The following is a 24,816-nucleotide window of genomic DNA, read 5'->3' as shown; positions in this document are numbered from 1 at the left end:
CCGACCCGCCCCCCTCCGATCCGTGACCCGGCCATGAGCTACGACCCGCCCCGCCCGGCCGGCCGCCTGCTCGTCACCCCGGAGGACAAGGACGCCCCCGCCCGCACCCGGCGGCTGCGCGCCCTGGGGCTCGCACAGCGCCCCACCCCCGGTCTCGACGCCTTCGCCGCCCGCCTCGCGGCCCTGACCGGGACGCCGTACGCGATGGTCAACTTCCCGGACGACACGGGTCAGTTCCTCGCCGGGCTGCACGCGCCCGCGGTCGGTCCCGTCGTCAAGGAGGACGGGAGCCGGCCCGTGCTCGGCCGGTTCCTCCCCCGCGACCACGGCTACTGCCCCCACGTCATGGCCCGGGGAAAGGCACTGGTCCTGGAGGACGTGCGTGACTACCCGCGCTTCGCGGGCAACCCGGTCGTCGACGAGTACGGCGTCCACTCCTATCTCGGCGCGCCGCTCATCGACACCACCGGCATGGTGCTCGGCACGGTCAGCGTCGCCGATGTGACGCCGCGGGCCTGGGGGAGGACCGGCCTGGACACCATCAAGGCCACGGCCGCCGATCTGGCCCTTGGTTTGGAAGGTCTGGCGGGGCGGGAGCCGCCGGGTGTGAAGGAAACCTGGGGCGGCGCTTAAGAAATCCTCGATGGACCGGGACCCGCGCGATACGGCAGATTGCCAGGTGATCTCACCCCTCGCCCTGACCGCGGGCGCCCTCGGCGTGCCCCGCGGCCGGGCCTCACCTCGGGAGCCGTAGCGTTGAAGGCGCTGGTCAAGGAGAAGGCGGAGCCCGGACTGTGGCTCCGCGACGTCCCGGAGCCCACCGTCGGACCCGGCGACGTACTGATCAAGGTGGCGCGCACCGGCATCTGCGGCACCGATCTGCACATCCGGGCGTGGGACGGCTGGGCCCGGCAGACGATCACCACGCCGCTCGTCCTCGGACACGAGTTCGTCGGCGAGGTCGTCGACACCGGCCGGGACGTCACCGACGTCGAGCGCGGCGACCTGGTCAGCGGCGAGGGCCACCTCGTGTGCGGGAAGTGCCGCAACTGCCTCGCCGGGCGGCGCCATCTGTGCCGGGCGACGGTCGGGCTCGGGGTCGGCCGCCACGGCGCGTTCGCCGAGTACGTCGTGCTGCCCGCGTCCAACGTGTGGGTGCACCGCACGCCGGTGGACCTCGATGTGGCCGCCATCTTCGACCCGTTCGGCAACGCCGTGCACACCGCGCTGTCCTTCCCGCTGGTCGGCGAGGACGTGCTGATCACCGGCGCGGGCCCGATCGGCCTGATGGCGGCGGCCGTCGCCCGGCACGCGGGCGCCCGCAACGTCATGGTCACCGACGTCAGCCCGGAGCGCCTGGAACTGGCCCGCAAGATCGGCGCGAGCCTCGCCCTCGACGTGTCGTCGGCGTCGATCGCCGACGGGCAGCGGGAGTTGGGGCTGCGCGAGGGCTTCGACATCGGCCTGGAGATGTCCGGCCGGCCGGAGGCCCTGCGGGACATGATCGCCAACATGACGCACGGCGGCCGGATCGCGATGCTGGGCCTGCCCGCCGAGGAGTTCCCGGTCGACTGGGCCCGTATCGTCACCTCGATGATCACCATCAAGGGCATCTACGGCCGGGAGATGTACGAAACCTGGTACGCGATGTCGGTCCTGTTGGAGGGCGGCCTCGACCTCGCCCCCGTCATCACCGGCCGCTACGGCTACCGCGACTTCGAGGCGGCGTTCGCCGACGCGGCGAGCGGACGCGGCGGCAAGGTCATCCTCGACTGGACCACGTGAGTCCCGGTCCCGCCGGCAGACTTCCAGGAGATTTGGAGCTTCCCATGTTCGACTCCGTGCGCGACGACCTGCGCGCCGCCCTCGACGAGATCCGCGCCGCCGGACTGCACAAGCCCGAACGCGTCATCGGCACACCGCAGTCGGCGACCGTCAACGTCACCGCCGGTGGCCGGCCCGGCGAGGTCCTCAACTTCTGCGCCAACAACTACCTCGGCCTCGCCGACCACCCCGAGGTGCTCGCCGCCGCCCACGAGGCCCTGGACCGCTGGGGCTACGGCATGGCCTCCGTCCGCTTCATCTGCGGCACCCAGGAGGTCCACAAGGAGCTGGAGGCACGGCTGTCGGCGTTCCTCGGCCAGGAGGACACGATCCTGTACTCCTCCTGCTTCGACGCCAACGGCGGCGTCTTCGAGACCCTGCTCGGCCCCGAGGACGCGGTGATCTCCGACGCCCTCAACCACGCCTCCATCATCGACGGCATCCGCCTGTCCAAGGCCCGCCGCTTCCGCTACGCCAACCGCGATCTGGCCGACCTGGAACAGCAGTTGAAGGACGCCTCCGGCGCGCGCCGCAGGCTCGTCGTCACCGACGGCGTCTTCTCCATGGACGGCTACGTCGCCCCGCTGCGGGAGATCTGCGACCTCGCCGAGCGCTACGACGCCATGGTCATGGTCGACGACTCGCACGCCGTCGGCTTCGTCGGCCCCGGCGGACGCGGCACGCCCGAACTGCACGGCGTCATGGACCGCGTCGACATCCTCACCGGCACCCTCGGCAAGGCACTCGGCGGCGCCTCCGGCGGCTATGTCGCCGCCCGCGCCGAGATCGTCGCCCTGCTGCGCCAGCGCTCGCGCCCGTACCTGTTCTCCAACACCCTCGCCCCGGTGATCGCCGCGGCGTCCCTCAAGGTGCTGGACCTGCTGGAGACGGCCGACGACCTGCGGGTGCGGCTCGCCGACAACACGGCCCGCTTCCGGCGCCGGATGACCGAGGAGGGCTTCGACATCCTCCCCGGCGACCACGCCATCGCGCCCGTCATGATCGGCGACGCGGCGAAGGCGGGCCGGATGGCCGAGCTGCTGCTGGAGCGGGGCGTCTACGTCATCGGCTTCTCCTACCCGGTCGTGCCGCAGGGCCGGGCCCGCATCCGGGTCCAGCTGTCCGCCGCGCACTCCCCGCAGGACGTCGACCGCGCGGTGGAGGCGTTCGTGGCCGCGCGGGCCGCGCTGGAGGGGGAGGGCTGATCCGGAGGGGCGGGCGGACGGTCCCGGACATATTGCGATAATCGTTCGCATGATCGAAGCGCGGCGGCTCCACATCCTCCGTGCGGTGGCCGACCACCGCACGGTGACGGCGGCTGCCGCCGCGCTGTACCTGACCCCGTCCGCCGTCTCCCAGCAGCTCACCGCCCTGGAGCAGGAGACCGGCCACCGCCTGGTCGAGCGCGGCGCCAAGGGCGTACGGCTCACCCCGGCCGGCGAGATCCTGCTGCGCCACACCCACGCGGTCCTCGCCCAGCTGGAGCGGGCCGAGGCCGAGCTGGCCGCCTACGGCTCCGGCGAGGCCGGCACGGTCACCGTCGCCTCCTTCGCGACCGGCATCGCCCTGGTCGTCGCCCCGGCCGTGGCCCGCCTCGCCCGGACCGCGCCCGGCATCCGCATCCGCGTCCGGGACGCCGAGGGCGACGCCAGCCTGCCGATGGTGCTGGACCGGCAGGTCGACGTCGCCGTCGCCGTGGAGTACCGCGGGGCCCCGCCCGCCGACGACCCGCGCCTGACCCACGTCCCCCTGTACGCCGAGCCGTTCGACGCGGTCGTCCCCGTCGCCCACCGCCTCGCCGAGGCCCCCGAGGTCCCGTTGGCCGAGCTGGCGAAGGACCCCTGGATCGGGCCGTACCCCGGCAACCCCTGCCACGACGTGGTGGTCCTGGCCTGCGAGAACGCCGGATTCCAGCCCTTGCTCGCCCACTCCTCGGACGACTTCCGCGCGGTCGTCGCCCTTGCCTCGGCCGACGCGGGAGTCGCCCTCGTCCCGCGCTCGGCGCTGCGCGGCATGGACCTCACGGGCGTCGTCGTCCGCCCCGTCGACGGAGTGGCCCCGACCCGCCGCGTGTTCGCGGCGGTCCGGCGCGGCGCGGAGGCGCACCCGCTGATCCGCCCGGTGGTGACGGCGCTGGAGGAAGCGGCGGCAGCCTAGCGGCGTGTCTCATATCCGGGATAACATCCCGGATATGAGACACGCCGATCCTCATTCCCCCGGCGCTCCCCTCCCCGACGTCGACGCCCGGCTGGGCGCGCGCCTCGCCGAGCTGCGGGCCGAGCGCGGCTGGTCGCTGGGGGAACTGGCCGAGCGCAGCGGTGTCAGCCGCTCCACCCTGTCCCGTGCCGAGCGCGCGGAGATCAGCCCCACGGCCGCCGTGCTGAACCGCCTCTGCGCCGTCTACGGCCGCACCATGTCCCGCCTCCTCGGCGAGGTCGAGGCCGAACCGGAGCCGCTGGTGCGCGCCGCCGACCAGCAGGTGTGGGAGGACCGCGCCTCCGGCTTCGTACGGCGGTCCGTGTCGCCGCCGCACTCCGGGCTGCGCGGCGAACTCGTCGAGGGACGGCTCGCACCCGGCGCCGACATCGCCTACGACCGGCCGCCCGTCCCCGGCCTGGAACAGCACATCTGGGTCCTGGACGGGACCCTCGCCGTGACCGCGCAGGACGTCGAGCACCGCCTCGACGCCGGCGACTGCCTGCGGCTGCGCGTGTGGGGGCCGACCCGGTTCCGGTGCGCCGGACCCGGCGCCGCACGGTACGCGCTGGCGGTGGTGCTGCCGTGACCGTGACCGCGCTGGACGCGACGCGGGTGCTCGACCGCGTCGAACAGCTGGCCGATCTGCTGGTCGACACCGTCGCCGGCGGCGCCTCCGTCGGGTTCCTCGCGCCGCTCGCGCGGGCGGACGCCGTCGCCTGGTGGCAGGGGCGGGCCCGCGCCGTGGCCGCCGGGGAGAGCGCGGTGTGGGCGGCGTACGACGGGGAGCGGGTCGTCGGCACGGTGAGCCTGGTCTTCCCGGACAAGCCCAACAGCCGGCACCGCGCGGAGCTGGTCAAGCTGATGGTGCACCGGGACGCCCGCGGGCGCGGACTGGGCCGCCGGCTGCTGGACACCGCGGAAGGCGCGGCCGCCGCCTTGGGGATGACCCTGCTCCACCTGGACACCGAGACCGGCAGCCCCGCCGAACGCCTCTACCGCGGCGCCGGCTGGACCAGGGCCGGGACGATCCCCGACTACGCGGCGGACCCGTCCGGCGTGCTGCGCCCCACCACGCTGTACTACAAACACCTGCCCGCGGGGTGAGTGTCAGTGCCTGCCGCTACGGTGCCGATCATGCCGGATGCCGAAGACGTACGTCGTATCGCCCTGTCCCTGCCGGACACGACGGAGAAGATCGCCTGGAGCATGCCCACGTTCCGGGTCGCGGGGAAGATGTTCGCCACCCTCCCGGAGGACGAGACCTCCATGGCCGTGCGCTGTCCCAAGGAGGAGCGCGACGAGCTGGTGCTGGCCGAGCCGGGGAAGTTCTGGATCGCCGACCACGAGTCCCAGTTCGCCTGGGTGCGGGCCCGCCTGGCCGCCCTGGACGACGAGGACGAGCTGCGGGCCATCCTCGCCGACTCCTGGCGCCAGGCGGCCCCGACCCGGCTGCTGGAGGCCCACCCCCGCCTGGGGCTGCCGCCGGGGGAGTGAGGGCCCCGGGCTCCGCGCGGACAAAGCCGTGCGCGATCACCGACCGGAGTGCGGTATTGTTTCCCTGCGCGTTCGGCCGGGGGAAACCCCAGGTCAGACGGCACCGGGACGTGGCGCAGCTTGGTAGCGCACTTGACTGGGGGTCAAGGGGTCGCAGGTTCAAATCCTGTCGTCCCGACGGTGTTGTTCAGCGGGTCCGCCGATGTCGGCGGACCCGCTGAACGCGTTCCGGGCCCGGTTCCCGGCCCCGGTCTCAGAAGGTTCCGGGGCTCAGAAGGTGAGGCCCACATGGGCGAGCGCCTGCTTGAGCAGGACCCCGTGTCCGCCCGGCATCTCGCTGTGCAACTGGGGGGACGCCGCCTCGTGCGGGTCGAACCACACCAGGTCGAGGGCGTCCTGCCGGGGCCGGCAGTCGCCGGTCACCGGGACGACGTAGGCCAGGGACACCGCGTGCTGACGCGGGTCGTGGTACGGCGTGATGCCTTGCGTCGGGAAGTACTCGGCGACCGTGAAGGGCTGCAGCGAGGCCGGGATGCGGGGGAGGGCGACCGGGCCGAGGTCCTTCTCCAGGTGGCGCAGCAGGGCGTCCCGGACGCGCTCGTGGTGCATGACGCGGCCGGAGACCAGGGTGCGGCTGACCGTGCCGTCCGGTCCGATGCGCAGCAGCAGGCCGATGCTGGTGACCTCGCCGCTGTCGTCGACGCGCACCGGCACGGCCTCGACGTACAGGATGGGCATACGGGCGCGGGCCAGTTCGAGTTCGTCGGGCGTGAGCCAACCGGGCGTGGTTTCGGTCATGTCAGACATTGCTTGATCATACTTTCGGTGTCGTCCGGACTGCTCCCCGTCCGTGTCAGGGTTTGACGGCGACCGCGCCGAACTGCGGCACCACCACCGGCGCGTGAAGTCCGGCGCGCCACTGCGCACACGACACCAGACCCGGCTCCAGCAGTTCCAGGCCGTCGAAGAACGCGGCGACGTCGGCGCGGCCGCGGGCGGTGATCGGCGGAGTGGCGTTCTCGTTCCAGAACTTCATGGCCGGAATCTGACCCTCGCCGCCCAGGTCGGGCTCGAAGGTCGGATGCGTCAGCACCAGGAAGCTGCCGGAGGGCACCGCGTCCATGATCCGGCGGACGATGCGGCGGGCCTCGTCGGTGTCCAGGACGAAGTTGAGGATGCCGAGCATCATCACCGCCACGGGACGCGACAGGTCCAGCACGCCGCCGGCCCGCTCCAGGATGGCGTCGGGGTCGTGCACGTCGGCGTCGATGTAGTCGGTGCGGCCCTCGGCCGTGCCGGTGAGCAGGGTGCGGGCATGCAGCAGCACGATCGGGTCGTTGTCGACGTACACGATCCGCGCGTCGGGCGCGACGCGCTGCGCGATCTCGTGGGTGTTGTCGGCGGTCGGCAGCCCGGTGCCGATGTCGAGGAACTGCCGCACCCCGCGCTCGCCCGCCAGATGCCGCACCGCCCGGCCGAGGAAGTCGCGGTCGGCGCGGGCGATGTCCCGGACGAGCGGGAACATCGACGCGACGTGCGTGCCGACCCGCTGGTCCACCTCGTAGTTGTCCTTGCCGCCGATCCAGAAGTTCCAGACCCGGGCGTTGTGCGCCACCGAGGTGTTCAGCCGTGCCGATCCCTCCGCGTCGGTGTGGGCCTCGCTCACGTCGTCCTCCTCTGCCGCCCCCTGCCGGGACCGCCCCTCACCGGCCATTGTGCCGCCCCGGTGATCACTCTGTCCCGGCAATCCGGTGAGCGGGACGGCCCACGGGCGCGCCGGACGGCACCGGTAGGGTGGACAGCCGTTCACCCGGAGGAAGCAGGACATGCCCTTCTCGCACGCGCCCCTCACCGCCGTCGCCCCCGCCGACTCCGGCCGGCCCGCCGGTCCCGCCGACATCAGGCTGGTCGTCACCGACATGGACGGCACCCTCCTCGACGACGCCAAGCAGCCCCCGGCGGGGCTGTGGGAGGTGCTGGAGCAGCTGGCGGAGCGCGGGGTGCTGTTCAGCCCGGCGAGCGGCCGCCAGTACGCGACCCTCGCGCGCGAGTTCCGGCGGGCGTCGCAGGGCATGGTCTTCATCGCGGAGAACGGCACCTACGTGGTGCGCGACGGCGTCGAACTCAGCTCCGACCCGCTGGATCCCGCCGCGCGGACCGAGGTGGTGGCGGCGGTGCGGCGGCTCGCCGCCGACGGCGTCGACGTGGGCGCCGTCGTCTGCGGCAAGCGCTCCGCCTACGTCGAGCGCGCCGACGAGGCCTTCCTGGCCGAGGTGCGCCGGTACTACGTGGAGCTGCGCGTCGTCCCCGACGTCACCGCCGTCGACGACGACATCCTCAAGGTCGCCCTCTACGACTTCGGCCCCGTCGAGCGGACCACGGCGCCGGCGCTGGCCGCCTTCACCGCCACCCACCAGGTCGTCGTCTCCGGCGAGCACTGGGTCGACATCATGAACCGGACCGCCGACAAGGGGGCGGCCGTCCGCCGCCTCCAGCGGGAACTGGGCATCACGCCCGCCCAGACCATGGTGTTCGGCGACTACCTCAACGACCTGGAGATGCTCGACGCCGCCGAGTGGTCCTTCGCGATGGCCAACGCCCACCCCGACGTCGTCCGGCGGGCCCGCCACCTCGCGCCCTCCAACAACGACGACGGCGTGCTGCGCACCGTAAGGCGCGTGCTGGGGCTGCCGGGCGCGGACGGCTGACCGCCCCTCGGTCACCCGGACGAGCGGCGCGCGGGGCGCGCACGGCGGGCATCCGTGCGCCGGGACTGCGACCGTGTCATGGCCGGTTCTCACGGGCAGGGTGTCAGGGGCCCATCGGCCGTCCGGGCCGTTGCGTCGTGTCCCACAGGGAGGGGAGCCATGTCGTCGCCGACATCCTCGGCCGGCGGGCAGCCGCAGCCCGTGCTGAACCCGATGACCAGCGCAGCCGTGTTCCTGGTGGTGTCCGTCGCACCGGGCGGGGAGAGGACGGCCCGGGACGTGCTGGCGGGGCTCGCCGGCTGGGAACGCGCACTCGGCTTCCCGTACCCCGACGGACGCCTGTCCTGCGTGGCCGGGGTGGGGTCGGACGCCTGGGACCGGCTGTTCACCGGGCCCCGCCCGGCCCGGCTGTACCCCTTCCGCGAGCTGAAGGGGCCTCGCCACCACGCCGTCGCCACCCCGGGGGACCTGCTCTTCCACGTCAGGGCGGCCCGGGCGGACCTGTGCTTCGCGCTCGCCGCCGAGATCATGAAGCGGCTGCGCGGGGTGGCCGTCGTCGAGGACGAGGTACACGCCTTCGCCTACTACGACGCCCGCAACCTCCTCGGCTTCGTCGACGGCACCGAGAACCCCGTCGGACCCGACGCCGCCGACGCGGCCCTCGTCGGCGACGAGGACCCGGACTTCCGCGGGGGCAGCTACGCGGTCGTGCAGAAGTACCTGCACGACGTGGACGCCTGGGAGAGCCTGCCGGTGGAGACCCAGGAGAAGGTGATCGGCCGCACCAAGCAGACCAACGTCGAACTCGACGCGCCCGGCTCCCACAAGGACGTCAACAGCGTCTTCGGGCCGGACGGCGCCGAGCTGCGGATCGTGCGCGCCGCCATGCCGTTCGGCAGACCGGGGCACGGCGAGTTCGGCACGTACTTCCTCGCCCTCTCCCGTGATCCGGAGGTGACGGAGACGATGCTGGAGCGCATGTACCTCGGCGCGGACGACGCGGGCCCCGATCCGCTGCTGGACTACTCGCGGGCCGTCACCGGCACCCGCTTCTTCGTCCCGCCGGCCGACTTCCTGCGGGCGTCGGCGTAGGCGGGCGCGTCAGTCGTCGTCCTCTTCTTCCCGGTCCTCGCCCTTCCCGGGGTCCTTGCCGCCCTTTCCGCTCCGGTCGTCCTTGCCGCCGTCGTGCCCGCCGTCGTGCCCGCCGTCGTCCTCGGGGGCCGGCGTCGGGGAGGAGAGCGTCGGGGCCGAGACCGGCGTGGGGGAGGACGACGGGGTCGCCGGGGCCGATGCGCCGGGTGAGGGGCTCGCCGGGGCAGAGGTACCGGTGGAGTCCGTGCGGGAGCCCTCCGTCGCGGTCCCGTCCGGGGCGAACCACGCCCTGCCCGCCAGCATCGCGCCCAGGAACAGGGCGACCGCGGCGGCTGCCGCGGCCACCCGCCGCGGGGTGACGGCCGGGGCGGCGGCGGACCGGCCACGGCCCCGCGAGGGGGACGGGAGCGCATACGTCGTCGCCGGTCCGGCCCCGGCGGCCGGCCGCGGCGGTGCGGTGGTCGGCGCCGGGGCGGCAGGGGGGACCGCGGCCGGAGCCGGTGCGGCGGCCGGGAGCGGCTCGGGACGGCCCTGCCAGGCGCCGCCGGCGAACCACTCGGCGACCTCGGCGGCGGTGGGCCGGTGCTCTGGCTGCTTGGCCAGCAGGCCCAGCAGATAGCTCTCGAAGGCGGGCGGCACGTCGGCGCCCAGCTGCCGGGGCGGCACGGGGACGGCGTCCAGATGCTGATGCAGGATCGCGATCGGCGTGTCGGCACGGAACGGCGGCACGCCGGTCAGGAGCTGGTAGAGCACGCAGCCGAGGGAGTAGACGTCGCTGGCCGGACCCGCGGGCCTGCCCAGGGCGCGCTCGGGCGCCAGATACAGGCTCGTGCCCACGATCTGCCCGGTCGCGGTGAGCGCGGCGGCCGGGTCGTCCAGGAAACGGGCGATGCCGAAGTCGCCGATCTTCAGCGTGCCGTCGGCGTCCAGCAGCAGATTGGCCGGCTTGATGTCGCGGTGCACGATGCCCTGCTGATGGGCGGCGGCGAGCCCCGCCGCGGCCTGCGCCGCCATCCGGGCCACCCGCTCGGCGGACTGCGGACCGGACCCGGCGAGCAGCCGCGCCAGACTGTCGCCGTCCACCAGCTCCATCACGAGGAACAGCCGGTCCTCGTACGACCCGAAGTCCAGCACGCCCACCACGTACGGGTGATGCAGCCGGCCCGCGGTCTGCGCCTCCAGACGGAACCGGGAGGAGGCGGTGGGGTCGGAGTCCTGGGGCAGGAGCAGCTTCACCGCCACCGCTCTGCCGAGCGTCTCGTCGTACGCCCGCCAGACCTCGCCCATCGCGCCCCGCCCGATGGGATCCTGCAGCCGGTACCGGCCCGCTATGAGCACCTGTCGTTCATCCTCAAGCTGTGTGACCTCATGACGCCGCGGGCCGCAACTCACCGCGTCCGCGCCGGTGATGATGGGAAGATGCCGCGGCTGCCACAGCGTACCGGCAGCCGGACGCGGTCATGATCGCGCGGTGCTCCGCCGGGCGTGCCACGACGCGTCCCAGCCAACCGCGGTCGAGGGAAGGAAGCAGCATGAGGGAACCGCAGGCAGCGGCGGATCTCGCGCGGGACATCACCGCCGACGTGCGGCCCCACGCGCTGGAGCAGCTCTACCGGGACCTGCACCGCCACCCCGAACTCGCCTTCGAGGAACACCGCACCGCGGGCCTGCTGGCCGCCCGGCTGCGCGCCGCGGGCTACGAGGTGGCCGAAAACGTCGGCCGCACCGGCGTGGTCGGCGTCCTGGCCAACGGGGACGGGCCGGTCGTCTGGCTGCGCGGCGACATGGACGCGCTGCCCGTGCCGGAGGCGACGGGGCTGGAGTACGCCTCCACCGTCGACGGCGTGATGCACGCCTGCGGACACGACCTGCACGTCACCTGGCTGGCCGGCGCCGCCGAGGCGCTCGCCGCCGGACGGGAGACGTGGTCCGGGACGGTGGTGGTGATCGGGCAGCCCGCCGAGGAGTCGGGCGGGGGAGCCGCGGCGATGGTCGCGGACGGGCTGCACACGCGCTTCCCGCGTCCCGACGCGCTGTTCGGCCAGCACGCCGCACCCGGACTCGCCGGGTTCGTCGCGCACACACCCGGCCTGATCATGTCGGCGTCCGACGACATCGAGGTCGTCGTGCACGGCCGCGGCGGTCACGGCTCGCGCCCCGAGACCACGGTCGACCCGGTCGTCACCGGCGCGTTCATCGTCACGCGGCTGCAGACCGTCGTCTCGCGGGAGGTCGCCGCCGCCCGGTCGGCCGTCCTCACGGTGGGCTGCTTCCACGCCGGCACCCGGGGCAACGTCATCCCCGACGAGGCCCGGCTCTCCCTCAACCTGCGCACCCAGGACGCCCGGGTGCGCGAGGACGTCCTCGCCGCGGTCCACCGGATCGTGACCGGCGAGTGCCAGGCCGCCGGATGCCCCGCACCGCCCACCGTCACGGTGCGGCCCGGCTGCCCCAACACCGTCAACGACGCCGCCCTCGACGAGCACATCGCGGCCGTCCACCGCGGGCTCCTGGGCGAGGGAGCGGTGCTGGACTTCGGCCCGGCGATGGGCAGCGAGGACTTCTCCCTCCTCGCGCCCGAGGGCGTCCCCTACGACTTCTGGTTCGTGACCACGACCCCGGCCGGCGTCTGGGAGGCGGCGCCGGGGGCGGACCTGACGGAGAAGCTGGACAACGTGCCCAGCAACCACAGCCCTCGCTTCGCTCCCGACCTCGCCGTGCTCCTGCCGGGCACGCGGACGCTGGTGTCGGCGGCGCTGGCCCGGCTGGGCTGAACCGGGGCGGGGGCCGTCAGGCGAGGGACGGAGGCCTTCGGAGCCGGGGTTCGTGAGGCCGGGGTGCCGTCGAGGCCGGGGCGGCCCAGGGGCTCAGGGCGCGGGCACCCGCAAGGGCGGGGCCGTCACGGCTTGCGGCCCACCGCGCCGTACAGCGACACCGGCGCCGGGCCGATGTCGGACTCGTCGCCCGCGAGGTCGGGCCGCCAGTCACGCACGGACACGACACCGGGCTCCAGCAGCTCCAGTCCCTTGAAGAAACGGCCCACTTCGTCACGCGAGCGGGCCACCAGGGTGACCCCGTTCGCCGTGTACGCCGCGATGCCGCGCCGCACGTTCTCCGGCTCGAAGTCGGCCGTCATCGCCGACAGCACCAGACAGCTGCCCGGCGCGAGCGCGCCGACCAGCGTGTCGACCAGGTCGTAGGCGCCGTCCTCGTCCGCGATGAAGTGCATCAGCGCGATCAGCGAGAGCGCGACCGGCCGGCCGAGGTCGAGGACCTGGGCCGCTCCTTCGAGGATGGCGTGCGGATCGCGGGCGTCCGCCTGGAGGTACTCCGTCCGGCCCTCCGGGGTGCCGCGCAGCAGGGCGGCGGCGTGGGCGAGGACGATCGGGTCGTTGTCGACGTACACCACCCGCGCGTCCGGCGCGACGGCCTGGGCGATCTGGTGCATGTTGGGCTCGGTCGGTATGCCCGAACCGATGTCCAGGAACTGGCGGATGCCGTCGCGCACCAGCAGCCGGGTGGCGCGCTGCATGAACCAGCGGTTGCTGCGCGCGGCCCGCGGCGCGCCGCTGTCGATGGCCGCGATCTGCCGGCCGAGCTGCTCGTCCACCGGGTAGTTGTCCTTGCCGCCGAGGTACCAGTCGTACACCCGCGCCGGATGCGGCTTCGTGGTGTCGATGTGGACGGCCGGCCGGGTCCCGGTCACGCGGAGCTCCTCTGCTCGACTGCCCGGCGGTGCGCCGGGCCTGGGGTTCGAGCAGTCTGACACGATCATGCGCCGGGGCGGAGACTGTCTTCGGCCACCTCCGCGGCCGGTGCGGCACGGGGCGACGGGGCGGCGCGGACTGCCGGTTCGGCGTCCTGTCGGCGGGCCTCACCACGCCGGTCGAGGGGTGGGGGAGACTCGGCCGCTGCGGGCCGTGGAGAGTCCTGTCACGCGCGGACGGTGTCGCTTCCGGCCATTGTCCCCCGCTTGGGGGAGTGTTCGGGGCCTGCCGCCCGCCGCGGGGCGCGCGGGTCCGCCCCGTGCGGGGCCCGCGCGGCCGCGACGGCGACCGGCCCGCGGACTGCGACCGTCCGGGCGGTGACGACCGCTTCGGTCACGACTTCAACGGATCATGGCCCAGCGACATCGGCTCGTGACGCCTTCGCGTCTGCTCGGGCGCGGGCTCGTTCGCGACGTCCGTCTGCGCGCCGCGCTCGCGATCTCACTCGCGCGGGAAGTTCTCCGCCTCGAACATCCACCGCGCCTTCTCCAGGTCGGCGGTGATGGAGATGAGCAGGTCCTGCGTGACCGGATCCGGCTTCTCGGTCGCCTCGATCCGCTTGCGCAGCCGCCCGATCGCCTCGTCCAGCGACTCCACCATCAGCCGCACGACCTCCTCGTCGCGCAGCCAGCCGTCCTTGGGGCCGGGCAGCGCGAAGGCGGCGGCGATGGTCTCGGGGCGGCCGTCCGGCGGCACGCCCAGGGCCGCGGCCCGCTCCGCCACGGTGTCGGCGAAGCTCCGGGCGCTCGAGACGAGTTCGTCGAGCTGGAAGTGGATGGAACGGAAACGCGGGCCCACGATGTTCCAGTGCGCCTGCTTGCCGGTCAGTGACAGCCCGAGCAGGTCCACCAGGGTTTCCTGAAGCGCGTCGCAGGCGACCCGGCGGGCGTCGTCGGGCAGCGTGCTTCTCACGACGGTCATGGTGCGTGTCTCTCCTCGTATCGTGCGGGACGTCCGGTCTCAGGTCGTGCTGGACGCCCTGGAGTGGCGGAGCAGTGCGGCGCGTTCGTGTTCGGCCGTTCCGCCCCACACGCCCGAGGTCTGCCCGCTGCTCAGCGCGAAGCGCAGACACTCGGCGGTCACCGCGCACCGGGCGCAGACGCGCTTGGCCGCGGCGACGTCCCGCAGTGCGGGTCCGGTGGTACCCACGGGGAAGAAAAGTTCGGGGTCCTCGTCCACACAGGCGGCGCTCCGCAACCACTCCATGCGAGCGCGGGTGCCCCGGGCGAACCGGTGTAAACACCACGCGTCTCGCCGGACGGGGCGGGTGCGGGGTCCTTTCCAGGCGGACGGGCGGCGGACTATAGTCCCAGGAAGCAAACTAGCGGTGCTAATTAACACTCTGCCGACCATCCGGTCACCCCGGTCACCCGGTCAGCCCCGAGGGAGTCCCGTCGTGCGTCCCGTCCACTTCGCGGCAGCCCGCCGCACCCCCATCGGCAAACTGCGCGGAGCCCTGTCCCGCGTGCGGCCCGACGATCTCGCCGCCACCGTCATCCGCGGCCTGATCGCCGACGTGCCGGCGCTCGACCCCGCCCGCGTCGACGACGTCTACTGGGGCGCCGCCAACCAGGCGGGCGAGGACAACCGCAACGTCGCCCGCATGGCCGCCCTGCTCGCCGGGCTCCCCGAATCCGTGCCCGGCGCCACGGTCAACCGCCTGTGCGCCTCCGGGCTGGAAGCCGTCACCGCCGCCGCCCGCACCATCGCGGCCGGCGAGGCCGACGTCGTCCTCGCCGGCGGCTCCGAGTCGATGAGCCGCGCCCCCTTCGTGCTGCCCCGCCCCGACGAGGCCCTGCCGCACCGCATCGAGACCGCCGACACCCGGCTCGGCTGGCGGCTGGTCAACCCGGCGATGAAGGATCTGCACGGCCTGCTGTCCATGGGCGAGACCGCCGAGGAGGTCGCCGAACGGTACGGCGTCCCGCGCGAGCGGCAGGACGAGTTCGCCCTGCGCAGCCACCGGCTCGCCGCCGACGCCCGCAAGAACGGCCACTTCGACGCGGAACTCCTGCCGGTGGAACGCCCGGACGGGGTGATCGTCGACAGCGACGAGTGCGTCCGGGAGGACACCTCGTACGAGAAGCTGGCGAGTCTGAAGCCGGTCTTCCGGCCGGGCGGCACGGTGACCGCGGGCAACGCCTCTCCCATGAACGACGGCGCGGCCGGTCTGCTGCTGGTCAGCGAGGAGGCCCTGAACGATCTCGGTCTCGTATCCCTCGGCCGCTATGTCGCCGGCGCCTCCGCGGGGGTGCACCCCGACGTGATGGGCATCGGCCCGGTCCCGGCGACGCGGAAGGTGCTGGCGCGCGCCGGCTGGGAGGTGGGGGACGTCGAGGAGGCCGAGTTCAACGAGGCGTTCGCGGCACAGGCCCTCGCCTGCGTGGAGCAGCTCGGCTTCGACCCCGAGCTGGTCAACCCCAGCGGCGGCGCGATCGCCCTCGGCCATCCGCTGGGCTGCTCCGGCGCCCGCATCCTGACGACGCTGCTGCACCGGATGCGCCGCACCGGCGCGGGGCGGGGGCTGGCGACGATGTGCGTGGGCGTGGGGCAGGGCAGCGCGGTGCTCGTCGAGCGGGCGTGAACGGGAGCGGGGCGGGGGCGGATGCGGCGCTTGCCCCGCTGCCGGTGCGGCGCTGATCCGGCGGTGGGCGCGGCGCTGGTGGGGCGGCGGTACGGCGCGGATCCGGCGGGGGGTGCGGCGCTGGTGGGGCGGCGATACGGCGCGGATCCGGCGGTGGGTACGGCGCTGGTGGGGCGGCGATACGGCGCGGAACCGGCGGTGGGTGCGGTGCCGGCCGGGCGGCGGTGTACGGCACTGATGCGGCGGTCGGTGCGGTGCTGATCAGGCGTTGATCGCATACGCCTAGCATGAGTGTCCGCATGGACACGATGACGCTCTGGAACATCAACGGCTGGCAGTTCGCCGCCCTCGCCCTCGCCGTGTTTCTCGTCGGCTTCTCGAAAACGGCTGTGAGCGGCGCCAACACGGTCAGCCTCGCCATCTTCGCGGCGGTGCTTCCGGCCCGCGCCTCCACCGGCGTACTGCTTCCGCTGCTGATCGCCGGGGACGTGGTGGCCTCCGCCACCTACCGGCGGCACGCCCACTGGCCCACGCTGTGGCGGCTGTTCCCGGCTGTCGGGGCGGGGGTCGTCCTCGGCACGGTCTTCCTGATGTGGGCCGGTGACGACGTCGTCCGCAGGTCGATCGGAGCGATCCTGCTGCTGATGGCGGGCGTGACGGTGTGGCGCCGGCGGCGGGCCGGGACGGCTGGGGAACCGGAGCCCGAGCCGGAGGAGGTGGCCACCGCGGCCGGCCGGATCAAGGCGCGGTCGTACGGCGTCCTGGGCGGCTTCACGACGATGGTCGCCAACGCGGGCGGGCCGGTGATGTCGCTGTACCTGCTGTCGGCGGGGTTCCGGAAGCTGGGGTTCCTGGGGACGTCGGCGTTCTTCTTCCTGGTCGTGAACGTGTCGAAGGTGCCGTTCAGCGTCGGGCTGGGCCTGATCGACGGCCGCTCGCTGCTGCTGGACGCCGCACTCGTGCTGTTCGTCGTGCCTGGTGCGGTGGTCGGCAAGTGGGCTGTGAACCGCATCAACCAGCGACTGTTCGAACAACTCGTGATCGCGGCGACGGTCGTGGGCGGCGTGCAGCTGCTGTTGCCGTGACGACGCTCCCCCGACCGTGAGATCCCGTCGGCGTACGCTCACCTCCATGTCCCCGTCCCCCCACGTCCTGATCCTCGGCGGCACCACCGAGGCCCGTGAACTGGCCGCCGCCCTGTCCGCGCGGCCGGACGTGCGGGTGACGACCTCGCTGGCGGGCCGGGTGACCCGGCCGGGGGCGCTCCCCGGTGAGGTGCGCGTCGGAGGCTTCGGCGGGCCGCAGGGGCTCGCCCAGTGGATGCGCGCGCACGACGTGGACGCCCTCGTGGACGCCACCCATCCCTTCGCCGAGACGATCACGGCCAACGCGGCGAGGGCGGCGGCGCTGACCGGCGTGCCGGCCGTGGTGCTGCGCAGGCCGGGCTGGCGGCCGGCCCCCGGGGACGACTGGCATCCGGTCGCCTCCCTGGACGCCGCCGCCGCACTGCTGCCCCGCCTGGGCCGCCGGGTCCTGCTCACCACCGGCCGGCTGGGCCTCGCCGCCTTCGCCCACCTCGCCGGCCTGCACTTCGTCGTACGGTCCGTCGATCCGCCCGAGCCGCCGCTGCCGCCGGACACGCGGGTGCTGCTCGCCCGCGGGCCGTTCGACGTCGCCGGCGAGTCCGCGTTGCTGCGCGAGCACCGCATCGACGTCCTGGTCACCAAGGACAGCGGGGGAGCGGCGACGGCCGCGAAGCTCACGGCCGCCCGCGCCCAGGGCCTGCCCGTCGTCGTCGTACGCCGGCCGCCGCTGCCGCCCGGTCTGACCGCCGAACCGGACACGACGGGCGTCCTGCGCCGGCTGGGCCTGGACTGAAGCCTTCCGTCACCGCGCCTCTCGTCACCGCCCCTCCCTCACCGTCCCTCCCTCACCGCCCCTCCGTCACAGCACCTTCCGGTGCACCAGCGCCGACAGGACCAGCGCGCCCGGCAGCAGCGGCACCCACACCGTCACCACCCGGTAGGCCACGACGGTCGCCGTCGCCAGGCCCACCGGCGCGCCGAACGCCACCATCGTGAAGACGAGCGCCGCGTCCACCGGCCCGATGCCGCCCGGCGCCGGGACCGCGCCGACCGCGGTGCTGGCGACGAGCAGCGCGAACACCACCTGCGCCCAGCTCAGTGGCAGCCCCAGCGAGAAGCCGACCGTGGCGATCACGCTGCCCTGGATCAGCGGCGTGGCGGCGGCCCCGCCCCACAGGGCGAGGATTCGGCTGGGGCGGGTGTGCAGGACCCGCGCGTCGGTGAGGGCGGTGCGCAGGAAGGACGCGGTCGGGCGGCGCAGGGCGGGCACGGTCGTCAGGAGTACGGCCGCCGCGGCCCCGGCGGCCGGCACCGAGGCGGCGACCACGAGGAGCGTGCGGTCGTCCGGCATCAGGGCGCCGAGGCGCAGCATGCCGGGGAAGGCGATCAGGAACACGAGCAGGACCATCGTCTTGGCGACCGGTCTGACCAGCGAGTACAGGGCGAGCGAGGCGGTGCCCCGGGCGAGCGGGATGCCCTGGGCCTGAAGGAAGCGCAGGGTGACGGCGTGCGCGCCGATGCTGGCCGGGAGGACGTGGTTGGCGGCGCCGGCCGCGAACTGCGAGGCGAGCAGCAGTCCGGGCGGGAGCCGTTCCGGTATGGCGCCCTGCCGGTTCAGCGCGGCGGCCACCCAGCCGAGGCAGGTGAACCCGAACGCGGCGAGCAGCCAGCCCGGTTCGGCCCCGGCCAGCCGGGCCGCGCCGGCCCGCATGGACGGCCAGTCGACCACCGCCCAGGCCCCGATGACCAGCAGCGGAAGCACGGCGAAGGCGTGCCGGGCGAGCCTGGAGACGACGGGGGAGCGCAGCGGACCGCGAACCCGGACGGAGACGGGAGCGGGAGCGGGGGTGGGCAGGCCGCCCGGGGCGGCGGCGGGGGCGGGGAGCGGCTGGGGGAGGGCCGCTGACCGAAGCAGGGACACGGCGTACGACGTCCTTTCGCATCGCGTCCGGGGGCGGGGAGGCGGACGCATGCCAGGCGAGTCAAGCGGGGACGGCCGAAACGTGCCCGTCCGGTGTGACCATACGGTGTCCTGCAGCCGAAGCGTCGTCAGCCGTCAGCGCAAGAACGCCGCCTGCGGCCTCCGCCGTCCGCTGCACGTGGCCTGTGTCTTCCCCCTTCCCCTCCCCCTGCCCCCTCCCGTTGCCATGCAGTTGCCTGCGGCCTCCGCCGCCCGGGCCAGGGGACGCGACGGGGGTGCGACCGGCCAATCGCGGTCGCCTGTGGCCCAATTTCCCCTTGCGTACGCATTGACAGGCCCGACGGGCCGCTGCTGAACTACCGTCGGCGGGACGGGGGAAATGCTTTGGGCCATCGTGGGAGCGCTCCCACTTCAGGGAACGGCCCCGGGTGAGCAGTCGACTCCCCGGTCTCTCTTTCCAGCTGCACGACTCCCCCCACGCATCGGTACGTCGCGGGCCCGGCCGGTTCCGCCGGCGGACCCCTCTGTCAGTCATGTGCAAGTGCGCAAGGAGAACCACGATGGACGTCCCGTACGCCCGTGTCCGTTCCCTAGTGGGCGGAGGGGCCCGATGACGCCGACCGAGGAGTGCGTGGCGGCCCTGTGGGCCGAGGCCTTGGGCACCGCACCCGAAGACGTCGACACCGACTTCTTCGCGGCCGGCGGCACCTCGCTGAACCTGGTCCGGATGCTCGCCGGGGTGCAGGACACCTGGGGCGTGGAACTGCCCCTCGACCGCCTGTTCACCGAGGGCTTCACCGTGCGCGGCGCCGCCGCCGCGGTGGACGAGCTGCTGCTGGGCGCGTTGGACGCCGACGAACTGCGCGCCCTGGAAGCCGAGTTGGACGGCATGAGCGAGGAAGAGCTCAGCGCCCTGCTGGCGGACTCCACCGGCGCCGGCGGTGGCGTCGGCGCCGAGCCGGCGTAGGCGGGCGGATGTCCCTCTTCCTGCTGGTGACGCACGGCAGCGACGGCGACGTGCTGCCCTTCGTGGCGGTGGGCGCCGCCCTCGCCGGGGCGGGGCACCGTGTGGTGCTGCTGACCCACGCGCCCTACCGGGACGCCGCCGTCGCGGCCGGTCTCGGCTTCCGGGCCATCGACGACGAGTCCGCCTTTGAGCGCACCCTGGCCGACACGCCCGGCCTGCTCGGCTCCGCCCCCGGCCGCCTCGGCTGGGAGGGCTTCTACCGGCGCAACGGCATGTTCGAGCAGATCGCCCGGGAGTGCGCGATGCTGCGGGAGCTGTACCGTCCCGGCGAGACGGTGCTCGTCGGCCGGCACACCTCCGGTGTGTCGGTGCGCTTCGTCGGCGAACTGCTCGGCGCCCCGGCCGCCTGGCTGGCACTGGCGCCGACCCAGGTGATGGCGGCGCCCGTGGCCGCCCACACCTACGGGACCGAACTGGTCGCCGGCTTCACCGAGGTGCGGGCCGGCCTGGGGCTGCCTCCCGTCGACGACTGGCGGCGCTGGTTCGACGCCTGCGACGCCGTGATCGGCCTGTGGCCGCGGTGGTTCGACGAGGCCGGGCCGCGCTCCCCGTACTGGGTGCGGCTGACGGGCTTCCCCCTCGCGGACACCGCGTCCCGGGCCCTCGGGGAGAGGGCCGGGGCGCAGGACGTCTCCGGGGAGGCCGGCGCCCCGCCGCCCGGTTCCGTCCTCGCCACCGGCGGAACCGGCCGGATGCTGCACCCCCGCTACTACCCGGCGCTCACCGAGGCCGCCGGGCTGACCGGCCTGCCCACCACCCTCGTGGTGCGCCACCGCGACCTGCTGCCGGACCGGCTGCCGCCCAACGTGCGCTGGCAGCCCGGGATCCGGTTCGCCGACGTGCTGCCGCGGGCCGCCGCGCTGGTCCATCACGGCGGCATCGGCACCTGTGCGCGGGCGCTGGCGGCCGGCTGCCCGCAGGTGGTCATGGCCGACGGCATCGACCGCCCGGACAACGCCGCCCGCCTCGCCCGCCGCGGCCTGGCCCGCGTGGCTCCCGCCGAGGGGTGGGGGCCCGGGGAACTGGCGGAGGCCATCGTCGCGGCGGCGGCCGACGAGGGGTACGGCGAGCGGGCCGCCGGTGTGGCGGCCGGCGCCGGTCATGCCGAGCGGGCGCCCGACGCCACGGTCGGCGACGGCACCCGGGAACGCGCGTCCGAGGTGCCGGTCCCCGCAGACGGAGCCGCCGTGGCCACCCGCACCCGTGACCAGCACCCCGTTACGGACGTCACCCTCCCAAAGGGCGGTGCGGTGGCCGCGGCCCGGCAACTGGCCGCGCTGGAACGGCCGGTGGCGGGCACCGTCGCCCGGCTGCGCACGCTGTCCGCACCGGACCGCGCCCGGCTGCACGCCCGGCTGCGCGCCGCCCGCGCCGCCGCGTCCCCCGACGGAGCGGCCCGGTGAAGATCCTGCTCGCCCAGAACCTCATCCACCTGCCCTCGCACGGCGGCGCGAACCGCTCCAACCGGCTGCTGATGGAGGAGCTGGCCCGCCGCGGTCACACCTGTCTCGTGGTCGGCCCGCTGACCGGCGCGCTCGCCACCGGCCCGGAGACCGGTCCGGACGCCGCCGTGGCGGCGCTGCGCGAACGCGGCGCCACCGTGCTGGACGACGGTCCCGACGCCGTCGTCTACCGGTACGGGGGCGTGGAGGTGCACGCCGTGCGCTCGCCCTGGCTGCTGCCGGGCCGGATCCGCGCCGCCGCCCGCGTCCTCGGCCCCGACGTCACCCTGACGCCCAGCGACGACCCGGGTCTGATGGTGCTCGGCGCGGCCCTCGCGGCCACTCCCGACCGCGTCGTCTACCTCGTGCACACCCTGCAGCAACTGCCGTTCGGGCCGGGGGCGTTCTACCCCAGCGCGGCCGGGACGGCGCTGGTGCGCCGGGCCGCCGCGGTGGTCGCGGTGAGCCGTGCCGCCCAGCGGTACGTCGCCGACCACGCGGGCCTCGACTCGGTGCTGATCCACCCGCACGTCTACGGGCCGGGGCCCTTCCCCGACCACGGCGCCGCCGGTGCCGACGGCCGCGCGGTCACGCTGATCAACCCGTGCGGCTACAAGGGCATCACGGTGCTGCTGGGTCTGGCCGACGCCCTGCCCGACGTGCCCTTCCTGGCCGTGCCGACGTGGGGCACGCAGCCCGCGGACCTGGAGCGGCTGCGCCGTCGCCGCAACATCGAACTGACCGCGCCCGTCGACGACATCGACGACGTCCTGAGCCGCACCTCGGTGCTGCTGATGCCCTCGCTGTGGGACGAGACCTTCGGCTACAGCGCGGTGGAGGCGCAGCTGCGGGGCATCCCCGTGCTGGCCTCCGCGGTCGGCGGACTCGCGGAGGCGGAGCTGGGCGTGGCCGGGACGCTGCCGGTGCGCCCGGTGACCGGGTACGCGGCGCGGGCCGGCCAGGCACGTCCGGAGCCGGTGATCCCGCCGCAGGACGTGACGCCCTGGCTGACGGCGCTGCGCACCCTGCTGGAGGACGAGACGGCGTACCGAGCCAGGTCGGGAGCCTCCCGGCGGGCGGCGCACGCCTTCGTCGCCGGGCTCGACCCGGGCGCGCCGGAACGCTTCCTGACCGCTCTGTCCACGGCCCGGCGAGCCGCTCCGGCCGTCCCCGGAGCCGTGTCGGGACCGGGAGCCGTGTCGGGACCGGGAGGTGTATCCGGACCGGGAACCGTGTCGGAAGCGGGTGCCGGACCACGGCCGGACCGGACCTCCGTCCCCACCGGCGACGCCGGCTCCTCGTCCGCGAGGGCGGCGGCGCTGCGCGCGCTGGCGGCCCGCCGGGCACGGACCGCGCCGCGGCCGGGGAAGCGGCCGGCGGACGGAGGAGCGCCCACCGGCTGACGGGCGGCCGTGATCTGCGCGCTTCCGGCCGCTCGCCCGCCCTGTCCTCGCCGCGGGCGGCAGCCCCACCACACGCCACGGCGAGGGCGTCCGCCCCGTCCGTCCCCGCCCGCCCGCGAGACGCCGCCCCGCGCCACACGCCGTCCGTCCGCGAACCGTCTCCGCCGCCGTCCCGTGGGCCGGCGGAACCGACACCGCACTCACCACCACATGGGGGAACCGATGAACGAGCCCGAAGACGACGATCTCGCCGCCCTGTTGCTGATCCGCCACTTCGAACAGGCGTTGCTGCGGCTGTTCGGGGAGGGCCGGATCGCCGGCACCACGCACACCTGCCTCGGGCAGGAGTACATCCCCGTCGCGCTCGCGCCGCTGCTGCGCCCCGACGACTTCGTGTTCAGCAACCACCGCGGCCACGGGCACTACCTCGCCCTCACCGCGGACGCCGAGGGGCTGCTCGCCGAGGTGATGGGGCGGGCCGGCGCGGTGTGCGGCGGGGTCGGCGGCAGCCAGCACCTGTACACCGGCCGGTTCCTGTCCACGGGCGTGCAGGGCGAGAGCCTGCCCGTGGCCGTCGGCGCCGCCCTGCACCGGCGGGACCTGGCGGCCGGCGGCCTCGCCCTGGCCTTCGTCGGCGACGGCACCTGGGGCGAGGGCGCGGTGTACGAGGCGCTCAACCTGGCGGCGCTGTGGCGGCTGCCCGTCGTCGTGGTCGTGGAGCACAACGGCATCGCCCAGTCCACGCCGACCGAGGCTCAGCTGGCCGGCACGATCCGGGGGCGGGCCGAGGCGTTCGGCATCGCCTACCACCACTCGGCCACGACCGATCCGGTCGTGCTGCGCGCCGAACTGGCGCCCCTGCTGGCGGCCGTGCGGGACGGCGCGGGTCCGCTGGTGGTCGAGCTGGACACGGTGCGGCTGGGACCGCACAGCAAGGGCGACGACACCCGGCCCATCGAGCGCATCGCCGAGCTGCACCGCCGGGACTGGTACCGCGGGTACGCGGAGGCGTTCCCGGAGCGGTTCCGGGAGGCCGACGCGCGGCTCGCCGCCACGGTGGCGCGGCTGGTGACCGAGGTCTCCGCACGTCCGCCGTCGGACGGCCAGGCCGCCGCCGTACCGCCGCCGCCAGCGCCCGTACCCTCGTCGCCGGCGACCGGACCGGCGGACGCCGCCGGCCCCGCGCCCCGTACGGCGGGACGGCCGGAGCGGATCGGCGAGCACCTCAACGACGCCCTGCACGCGCTGATGGCCGCCGATCCCGCCGTGCGGCTGCTCGGCGAGGACGTCACCGATCCCTACGGCGGGGCCTTCGGCGTCACCCGGGGACTGTCCACCCGGTTCGGGGAGCGGGTGCGGTCCACGCCCCTGAGCGAGGGAGCGATCGTCGGCGCCGGGGCCGGGCTGGCGCTGGCCGGCGGCAAGGCCGTGGTCGAGATCATGTTCGGCGACTTCGTGACGCTGGCCGTCGACCAGCTCGTCAACTTCGCCGCCAAGTCGGTCACCATGTACGGCCGCCGCGTCCCGGTGCCGCTGCTGGTCCGCTGCCCCGTCGGCGGGCGCCGCGGCTACGGCCCCACCCACAGCCAGAGCCCGCAGAAGCACCTGATGGGCGTGCCCGACCTCGACCTGTACGAGCTGAGCCCGTTCCACGACGCCGCCGCGCTGCTGGCCCACGCGCTCGGCACGGGGACGCCGTCGGTGCTCTTCGAGGACAAGATCCTCTACACCGCCCGCCGCTGGACCGGCGCGGTGGTGGACGACGTCTTCGGGTTCCGCGTCACCGACGCAGCGGACGGCGGTCCGGGCGTCGCCGTGGTCGAACCCGCCGGCTCCCCCGAGCCGGACGCGGTGCTGATCGCCCCCGGCGGCCTGGCGCACCGGGCGGTCGAGGCGGCCCGCGACCTGCTGCTGGAGGACGAGATCGGCGTACGGCTGCTGGTGCCGGCCCGGCTGTGGCCGGTCCAGGCCGACGAACTGGCGGCGCTGTGCGGGGCCGCGCCGGCCGTGTTCGTGCTGGAGGACGGCACGCCCGGCGCGGGCTGGGGCGCCGAAGTGGCCCACGGACTGCACACCCGCCTGTGGCACACGCTGCGCGGGCCCGTGGAGCTGCGGTGCGCGGCGGACCGGGTGATCCCGGCCGCGCCGCATCTGGAGGACGAGGTGTTCCTGAGCGCCGGGGACGTCCGGCGCGCCGTCGTGCGCCGGGTGACCGGTACGGCGGCGGGAGCCGGTGCACGACTGGAGGCGCACGTATGACCGGGGCCGCG

General features: G+C 74.5%; 24 protein-coding genes and 1 tRNA gene. 18 read left to right on the top strand and 7 right to left on the bottom strand.

Annotation, left to right across the window (positions count from 1 at the left end; genetic code table 11):
- Nucleotides 1–33 precede the first annotated feature (33 nt).
- From ACZ6KF_RS24230 to ACZ6KF_RS24195, 8 genes are all read left to right on the top strand, one after another.
- Nucleotides 34–633: a GAF domain-containing protein gene (locus tag ACZ6KF_RS24230; RefSeq protein WP_469240008.1), complete on the top strand. Its 600-nt coding sequence runs from the start codon at nucleotides 34–36 to the stop codon at nucleotides 631–633.
- Nucleotides 634–756: 123 nt separating this feature from the next.
- Nucleotides 757–1,785, top strand: a complete 1,029-nt coding sequence (gene tdh / locus ACZ6KF_RS24225) for an L-threonine 3-dehydrogenase (protein WP_469177516.1) — start codon at nucleotides 757–759, stop codon at nucleotides 1,783–1,785.
- 44 nt (nucleotides 1,786–1,829) lie between these two features.
- Nucleotides 1,830–3,029, top strand: a complete 1,200-nt coding sequence (locus tag ACZ6KF_RS24220) for a glycine C-acetyltransferase (RefSeq protein ID WP_469240006.1) — start codon at nucleotides 1,830–1,832, stop codon at nucleotides 3,027–3,029.
- A 49-nt stretch (nucleotides 3,030–3,078) separates the two neighbouring features.
- Nucleotides 3,079–3,981 carry a LysR family transcriptional regulator gene (locus tag ACZ6KF_RS24215; RefSeq protein ID WP_356637357.1) on the top strand — a complete coding sequence of 301 codons (903 nt, stop codon included), beginning with the start codon at nucleotides 3,079–3,081 and terminating at the stop codon, nucleotides 3,979–3,981.
- Between the two features lie 34 nt (nucleotides 3,982–4,015).
- A complete protein-coding gene (locus tag ACZ6KF_RS24210) occupies nucleotides 4,016–4,609 on the top strand; it encodes a helix-turn-helix domain-containing protein (RefSeq protein WP_356631045.1) in 594 nt (197 codons plus the stop codon).
- Nucleotides 4,606–5,127 (top strand): GNAT family N-acetyltransferase, encoded by a 522-nt coding sequence (locus ACZ6KF_RS24205; protein ID WP_469159684.1) that lies wholly within the window; start codon nucleotides 4,606–4,608, stop codon nucleotides 5,125–5,127. Before ACZ6KF_RS24210 ends, ACZ6KF_RS24205 begins: the two co-directional genes overlap by 4 nt.
- 30 nt (nucleotides 5,128–5,157) lie before the next feature.
- A complete protein-coding gene (locus ACZ6KF_RS24200; RefSeq protein ID WP_356631049.1) occupies nucleotides 5,158–5,517 on the top strand; it encodes an MmcQ/YjbR family DNA-binding protein in 360 nt (119 codons plus the stop codon).
- A 104-nt stretch (nucleotides 5,518–5,621) separates the two neighbouring features.
- Nucleotides 5,622–5,695 (top strand) — tRNA-Pro (locus ACZ6KF_RS24195).
- 92 nt (nucleotides 5,696–5,787) lie between these two features.
- Here ACZ6KF_RS24195 and ACZ6KF_RS24190 read toward each other — a convergent pair.
- Together ACZ6KF_RS24190 and ACZ6KF_RS24185 are read right to left on the bottom strand one after the other, a co-directional pair.
- On the bottom strand, nucleotides 5,788–6,324 hold the full coding sequence (locus tag ACZ6KF_RS24190; RefSeq protein ID WP_356631051.1) for an NUDIX hydrolase family protein: 537 nt from the start codon (nucleotides 6,322–6,324) through the stop codon (nucleotides 5,788–5,790).
- 46 nt (nucleotides 6,325–6,370) lie between these two features.
- Complete coding sequence (locus ACZ6KF_RS24185; protein WP_469177514.1) at nucleotides 6,371–7,183, bottom strand: SAM-dependent methyltransferase; 813 nt, start codon at nucleotides 7,181–7,183, stop codon at nucleotides 6,371–6,373.
- 160 nt (nucleotides 7,184–7,343) lie between these two features.
- Between ACZ6KF_RS24185 and ACZ6KF_RS24180 the strand changes: the two genes are divergently transcribed.
- Nucleotides 7,344–8,225 (top strand): Cof-type HAD-IIB family hydrolase, encoded by an 882-nt coding sequence (locus ACZ6KF_RS24180; RefSeq protein ID WP_356631055.1) that lies wholly within the window; start codon nucleotides 7,344–7,346, stop codon nucleotides 8,223–8,225.
- Nucleotides 8,226–8,384: 159 nt separating this feature from the next.
- Entirely contained in the window at nucleotides 8,385–9,317 is a 933-nt protein-coding gene (locus ACZ6KF_RS24175; RefSeq protein WP_469240004.1) for a Dyp-type peroxidase, read from the top strand.
- 9 nt (nucleotides 9,318–9,326) lie between these two features.
- On the opposite strand, the gene ACZ6KF_RS24170 is transcribed toward ACZ6KF_RS24175, so the two are convergent.
- Nucleotides 9,327–10,655: a serine/threonine-protein kinase gene (locus ACZ6KF_RS24170; RefSeq protein WP_469240001.1), complete on the bottom strand. Its 1,329-nt coding sequence runs from the start codon at nucleotides 10,653–10,655 to the stop codon at nucleotides 9,327–9,329.
- 194 nt (nucleotides 10,656–10,849) lie between these two features.
- Here ACZ6KF_RS24170 and ACZ6KF_RS24165 point away from each other — a divergent pair, with 194 nt between their 5' ends.
- A complete protein-coding gene (locus tag ACZ6KF_RS24165) occupies nucleotides 10,850–12,091 on the top strand; it encodes an amidohydrolase (RefSeq protein WP_356631061.1) in 1,242 nt (413 codons plus the stop codon).
- 125 nt (nucleotides 12,092–12,216) lie between these two features.
- Here ACZ6KF_RS24165 and ACZ6KF_RS24160 read toward each other — a convergent pair whose 3' ends face one another.
- The 3 genes from ACZ6KF_RS24160 to ACZ6KF_RS24150 form a co-directional block, all read right to left on the bottom strand.
- A complete protein-coding gene (locus tag ACZ6KF_RS24160) occupies nucleotides 12,217–13,023 on the bottom strand; it encodes an SAM-dependent methyltransferase (protein WP_469159680.1) in 807 nt (268 codons plus the stop codon).
- Between the two features lie 502 nt (nucleotides 13,024–13,525).
- A complete protein-coding gene (locus ACZ6KF_RS24155; protein WP_356631065.1) occupies nucleotides 13,526–14,005 on the bottom strand; it encodes a Dps family protein in 480 nt (159 codons plus the stop codon).
- A gap of 39 nt (nucleotides 14,006–14,044) precedes the next feature.
- Nucleotides 14,045–14,290, bottom strand: a complete 246-nt coding sequence (locus tag ACZ6KF_RS24150) for a WhiB family transcriptional regulator (RefSeq protein WP_356631067.1) — start codon at nucleotides 14,288–14,290, stop codon at nucleotides 14,045–14,047.
- A gap of 190 nt (nucleotides 14,291–14,480) precedes the next feature.
- On the opposite strand from ACZ6KF_RS24150, the gene ACZ6KF_RS24145 reads away from it, so the two are divergent.
- The 3 genes from ACZ6KF_RS24145 to ACZ6KF_RS24135 all read left to right on the top strand — a co-directional run bounded on the left by ACZ6KF_RS24145 (nucleotide 14,481) and on the right by ACZ6KF_RS24135 (nucleotide 17,546).
- Nucleotides 14,481–15,668 (top strand): thiolase family protein, encoded by a 1,188-nt coding sequence (locus ACZ6KF_RS24145; protein ID WP_356631069.1) that lies wholly within the window; start codon nucleotides 14,481–14,483, stop codon nucleotides 15,666–15,668.
- Between the two features lie 299 nt (nucleotides 15,669–15,967).
- Nucleotides 15,968–16,753 carry a sulfite exporter TauE/SafE family protein gene (locus ACZ6KF_RS24140; protein WP_356631073.1) on the top strand — a complete coding sequence of 262 codons (786 nt, stop codon included), beginning with the start codon at nucleotides 15,968–15,970 and terminating at the stop codon, nucleotides 16,751–16,753.
- Nucleotides 16,754–16,799: 46 nt separating this feature from the next.
- The gene (locus ACZ6KF_RS24135) at nucleotides 16,800–17,546 is read left to right on the top strand and encodes a cobalt-precorrin-6A reductase (RefSeq protein WP_469177500.1); all 747 of its coding nucleotides are present in this window, start codon (nucleotides 16,800–16,802) and stop codon (nucleotides 17,544–17,546) included.
- 66 nt (nucleotides 17,547–17,612) lie between these two features.
- Here the strand turns inward: ACZ6KF_RS24135 and ACZ6KF_RS24130 are convergent, their stop codons facing one another.
- On the bottom strand, nucleotides 17,613–18,674 hold the full coding sequence (locus ACZ6KF_RS24130) for a lysylphosphatidylglycerol synthase transmembrane domain-containing protein (protein ID WP_469239999.1): 1,062 nt from the start codon (nucleotides 18,672–18,674) through the stop codon (nucleotides 17,613–17,615).
- Nucleotides 18,675–19,284: 610 nt separating this feature from the next.
- Between ACZ6KF_RS24130 and ACZ6KF_RS24125 the strand changes: the two genes are divergently transcribed.
- The 4 genes from ACZ6KF_RS24125 (at nucleotide 19,285) to ACZ6KF_RS24110 (ending at nucleotide 24,805) form a co-directional block, all read left to right on the top strand.
- Nucleotides 19,285–19,641, top strand: a complete 357-nt coding sequence (locus ACZ6KF_RS24125) for a phosphopantetheine-binding protein (protein ID WP_469159677.1) — start codon at nucleotides 19,285–19,287, stop codon at nucleotides 19,639–19,641.
- 8 nt (nucleotides 19,642–19,649) lie between these two features.
- On the top strand, nucleotides 19,650–21,104 hold the full coding sequence (locus tag ACZ6KF_RS24120; RefSeq protein WP_469177497.1) for a glycosyltransferase: 1,455 nt from the start codon (nucleotides 19,650–19,652) through the stop codon (nucleotides 21,102–21,104).
- Entirely contained in the window at nucleotides 21,101–22,546 is a 1,446-nt protein-coding gene (locus tag ACZ6KF_RS24115; RefSeq protein ID WP_469239997.1) for a glycosyltransferase, read from the top strand. Before ACZ6KF_RS24120 ends, ACZ6KF_RS24115 begins: the two co-directional genes overlap by 4 nt.
- Nucleotides 22,547–22,768: 222 nt before the next feature.
- Entirely contained in the window at nucleotides 22,769–24,805 is a 2,037-nt protein-coding gene (locus ACZ6KF_RS24110; protein WP_356631085.1) for an alpha-ketoacid dehydrogenase subunit alpha/beta, read from the top strand.
- The last annotated feature ends 11 nt before the right edge of the window (nucleotides 24,806–24,816 follow it).

It is taken from the genome of Streptomyces sp. NPDC046379 (assembly GCF_055587785.1).
Note: the sequence above shows the minus strand (reverse complement) of the source record. Positions and strands in the feature narration are given on the sequence as shown.

What these genes read in the sequence shown, in the direction of transcription:
- ACZ6KF_RS24190 (WP_356631051.1), bottom strand. Translation starts at nt 6,324, where the DNA reads ATGTCTGACATGACCGAAACCACGCCCGGTTGGCTCACGCCCGACGAA.
- ACZ6KF_RS24220 (WP_469240006.1), top strand. Translation starts at nt 1,830, where the DNA reads ATGTTCGACTCCGTGCGCGACGACCTGCGCGCCGCCCTCGACGAGATC.
- ACZ6KF_RS24135 (WP_469177500.1), top strand. Translation starts at nt 16,800, where the DNA reads ATGTCCCCGTCCCCCCACGTCCTGATCCTCGGCGGCACCACCGAGGCC.
- ACZ6KF_RS24125 (WP_469159677.1), top strand. Translation starts at nt 19,285, where the DNA reads ATGACGCCGACCGAGGAGTGCGTGGCGGCCCTGTGGGCCGAGGCCTTG.
- ACZ6KF_RS24140 (WP_356631073.1), top strand. Translation starts at nt 15,968, where the DNA reads ATGGACACGATGACGCTCTGGAACATCAACGGCTGGCAGTTCGCCGCC.
- ACZ6KF_RS24200 (WP_356631049.1), top strand. Translation starts at nt 5,158, where the DNA reads ATGCCGGATGCCGAAGACGTACGTCGTATCGCCCTGTCCCTGCCGGAC.
- ACZ6KF_RS24120 (WP_469177497.1), top strand. Translation starts at nt 19,650, where the DNA reads ATGTCCCTCTTCCTGCTGGTGACGCACGGCAGCGACGGCGACGTGCTG.
- ACZ6KF_RS24230 (WP_469240008.1), top strand. Translation starts at nt 34, where the DNA reads ATGAGCTACGACCCGCCCCGCCCGGCCGGCCGCCTGCTCGTCACCCCG.
- ACZ6KF_RS24210 (WP_356631045.1), top strand. Translation starts at nt 4,016, where the DNA reads ATGAGACACGCCGATCCTCATTCCCCCGGCGCTCCCCTCCCCGACGTC.
- ACZ6KF_RS24180 (WP_356631055.1), top strand. Translation starts at nt 7,344, where the DNA reads ATGCCCTTCTCGCACGCGCCCCTCACCGCCGTCGCCCCCGCCGACTCC.
- ACZ6KF_RS24150 (WP_356631067.1), bottom strand. Translation starts at nt 14,290, where the DNA reads ATGGAGTGGTTGCGGAGCGCCGCCTGTGTGGACGAGGACCCCGAACTT.
- ACZ6KF_RS24165 (WP_356631061.1), top strand. Translation starts at nt 10,850, where the DNA reads ATGAGGGAACCGCAGGCAGCGGCGGATCTCGCGCGGGACATCACCGCC.
- ACZ6KF_RS24155 (WP_356631065.1), bottom strand. Translation starts at nt 14,005, where the DNA reads ATGACCGTCGTGAGAAGCACGCTGCCCGACGACGCCCGCCGGGTCGCC.
- ACZ6KF_RS24110 (WP_356631085.1), top strand. Translation starts at nt 22,769, where the DNA reads ATGAACGAGCCCGAAGACGACGATCTCGCCGCCCTGTTGCTGATCCGC.
- ACZ6KF_RS24175 (WP_469240004.1), top strand. Translation starts at nt 8,385, where the DNA reads ATGTCGTCGCCGACATCCTCGGCCGGCGGGCAGCCGCAGCCCGTGCTG.
- ACZ6KF_RS24215 (WP_356637357.1), top strand. Translation starts at nt 3,079, where the DNA reads ATGATCGAAGCGCGGCGGCTCCACATCCTCCGTGCGGTGGCCGACCAC.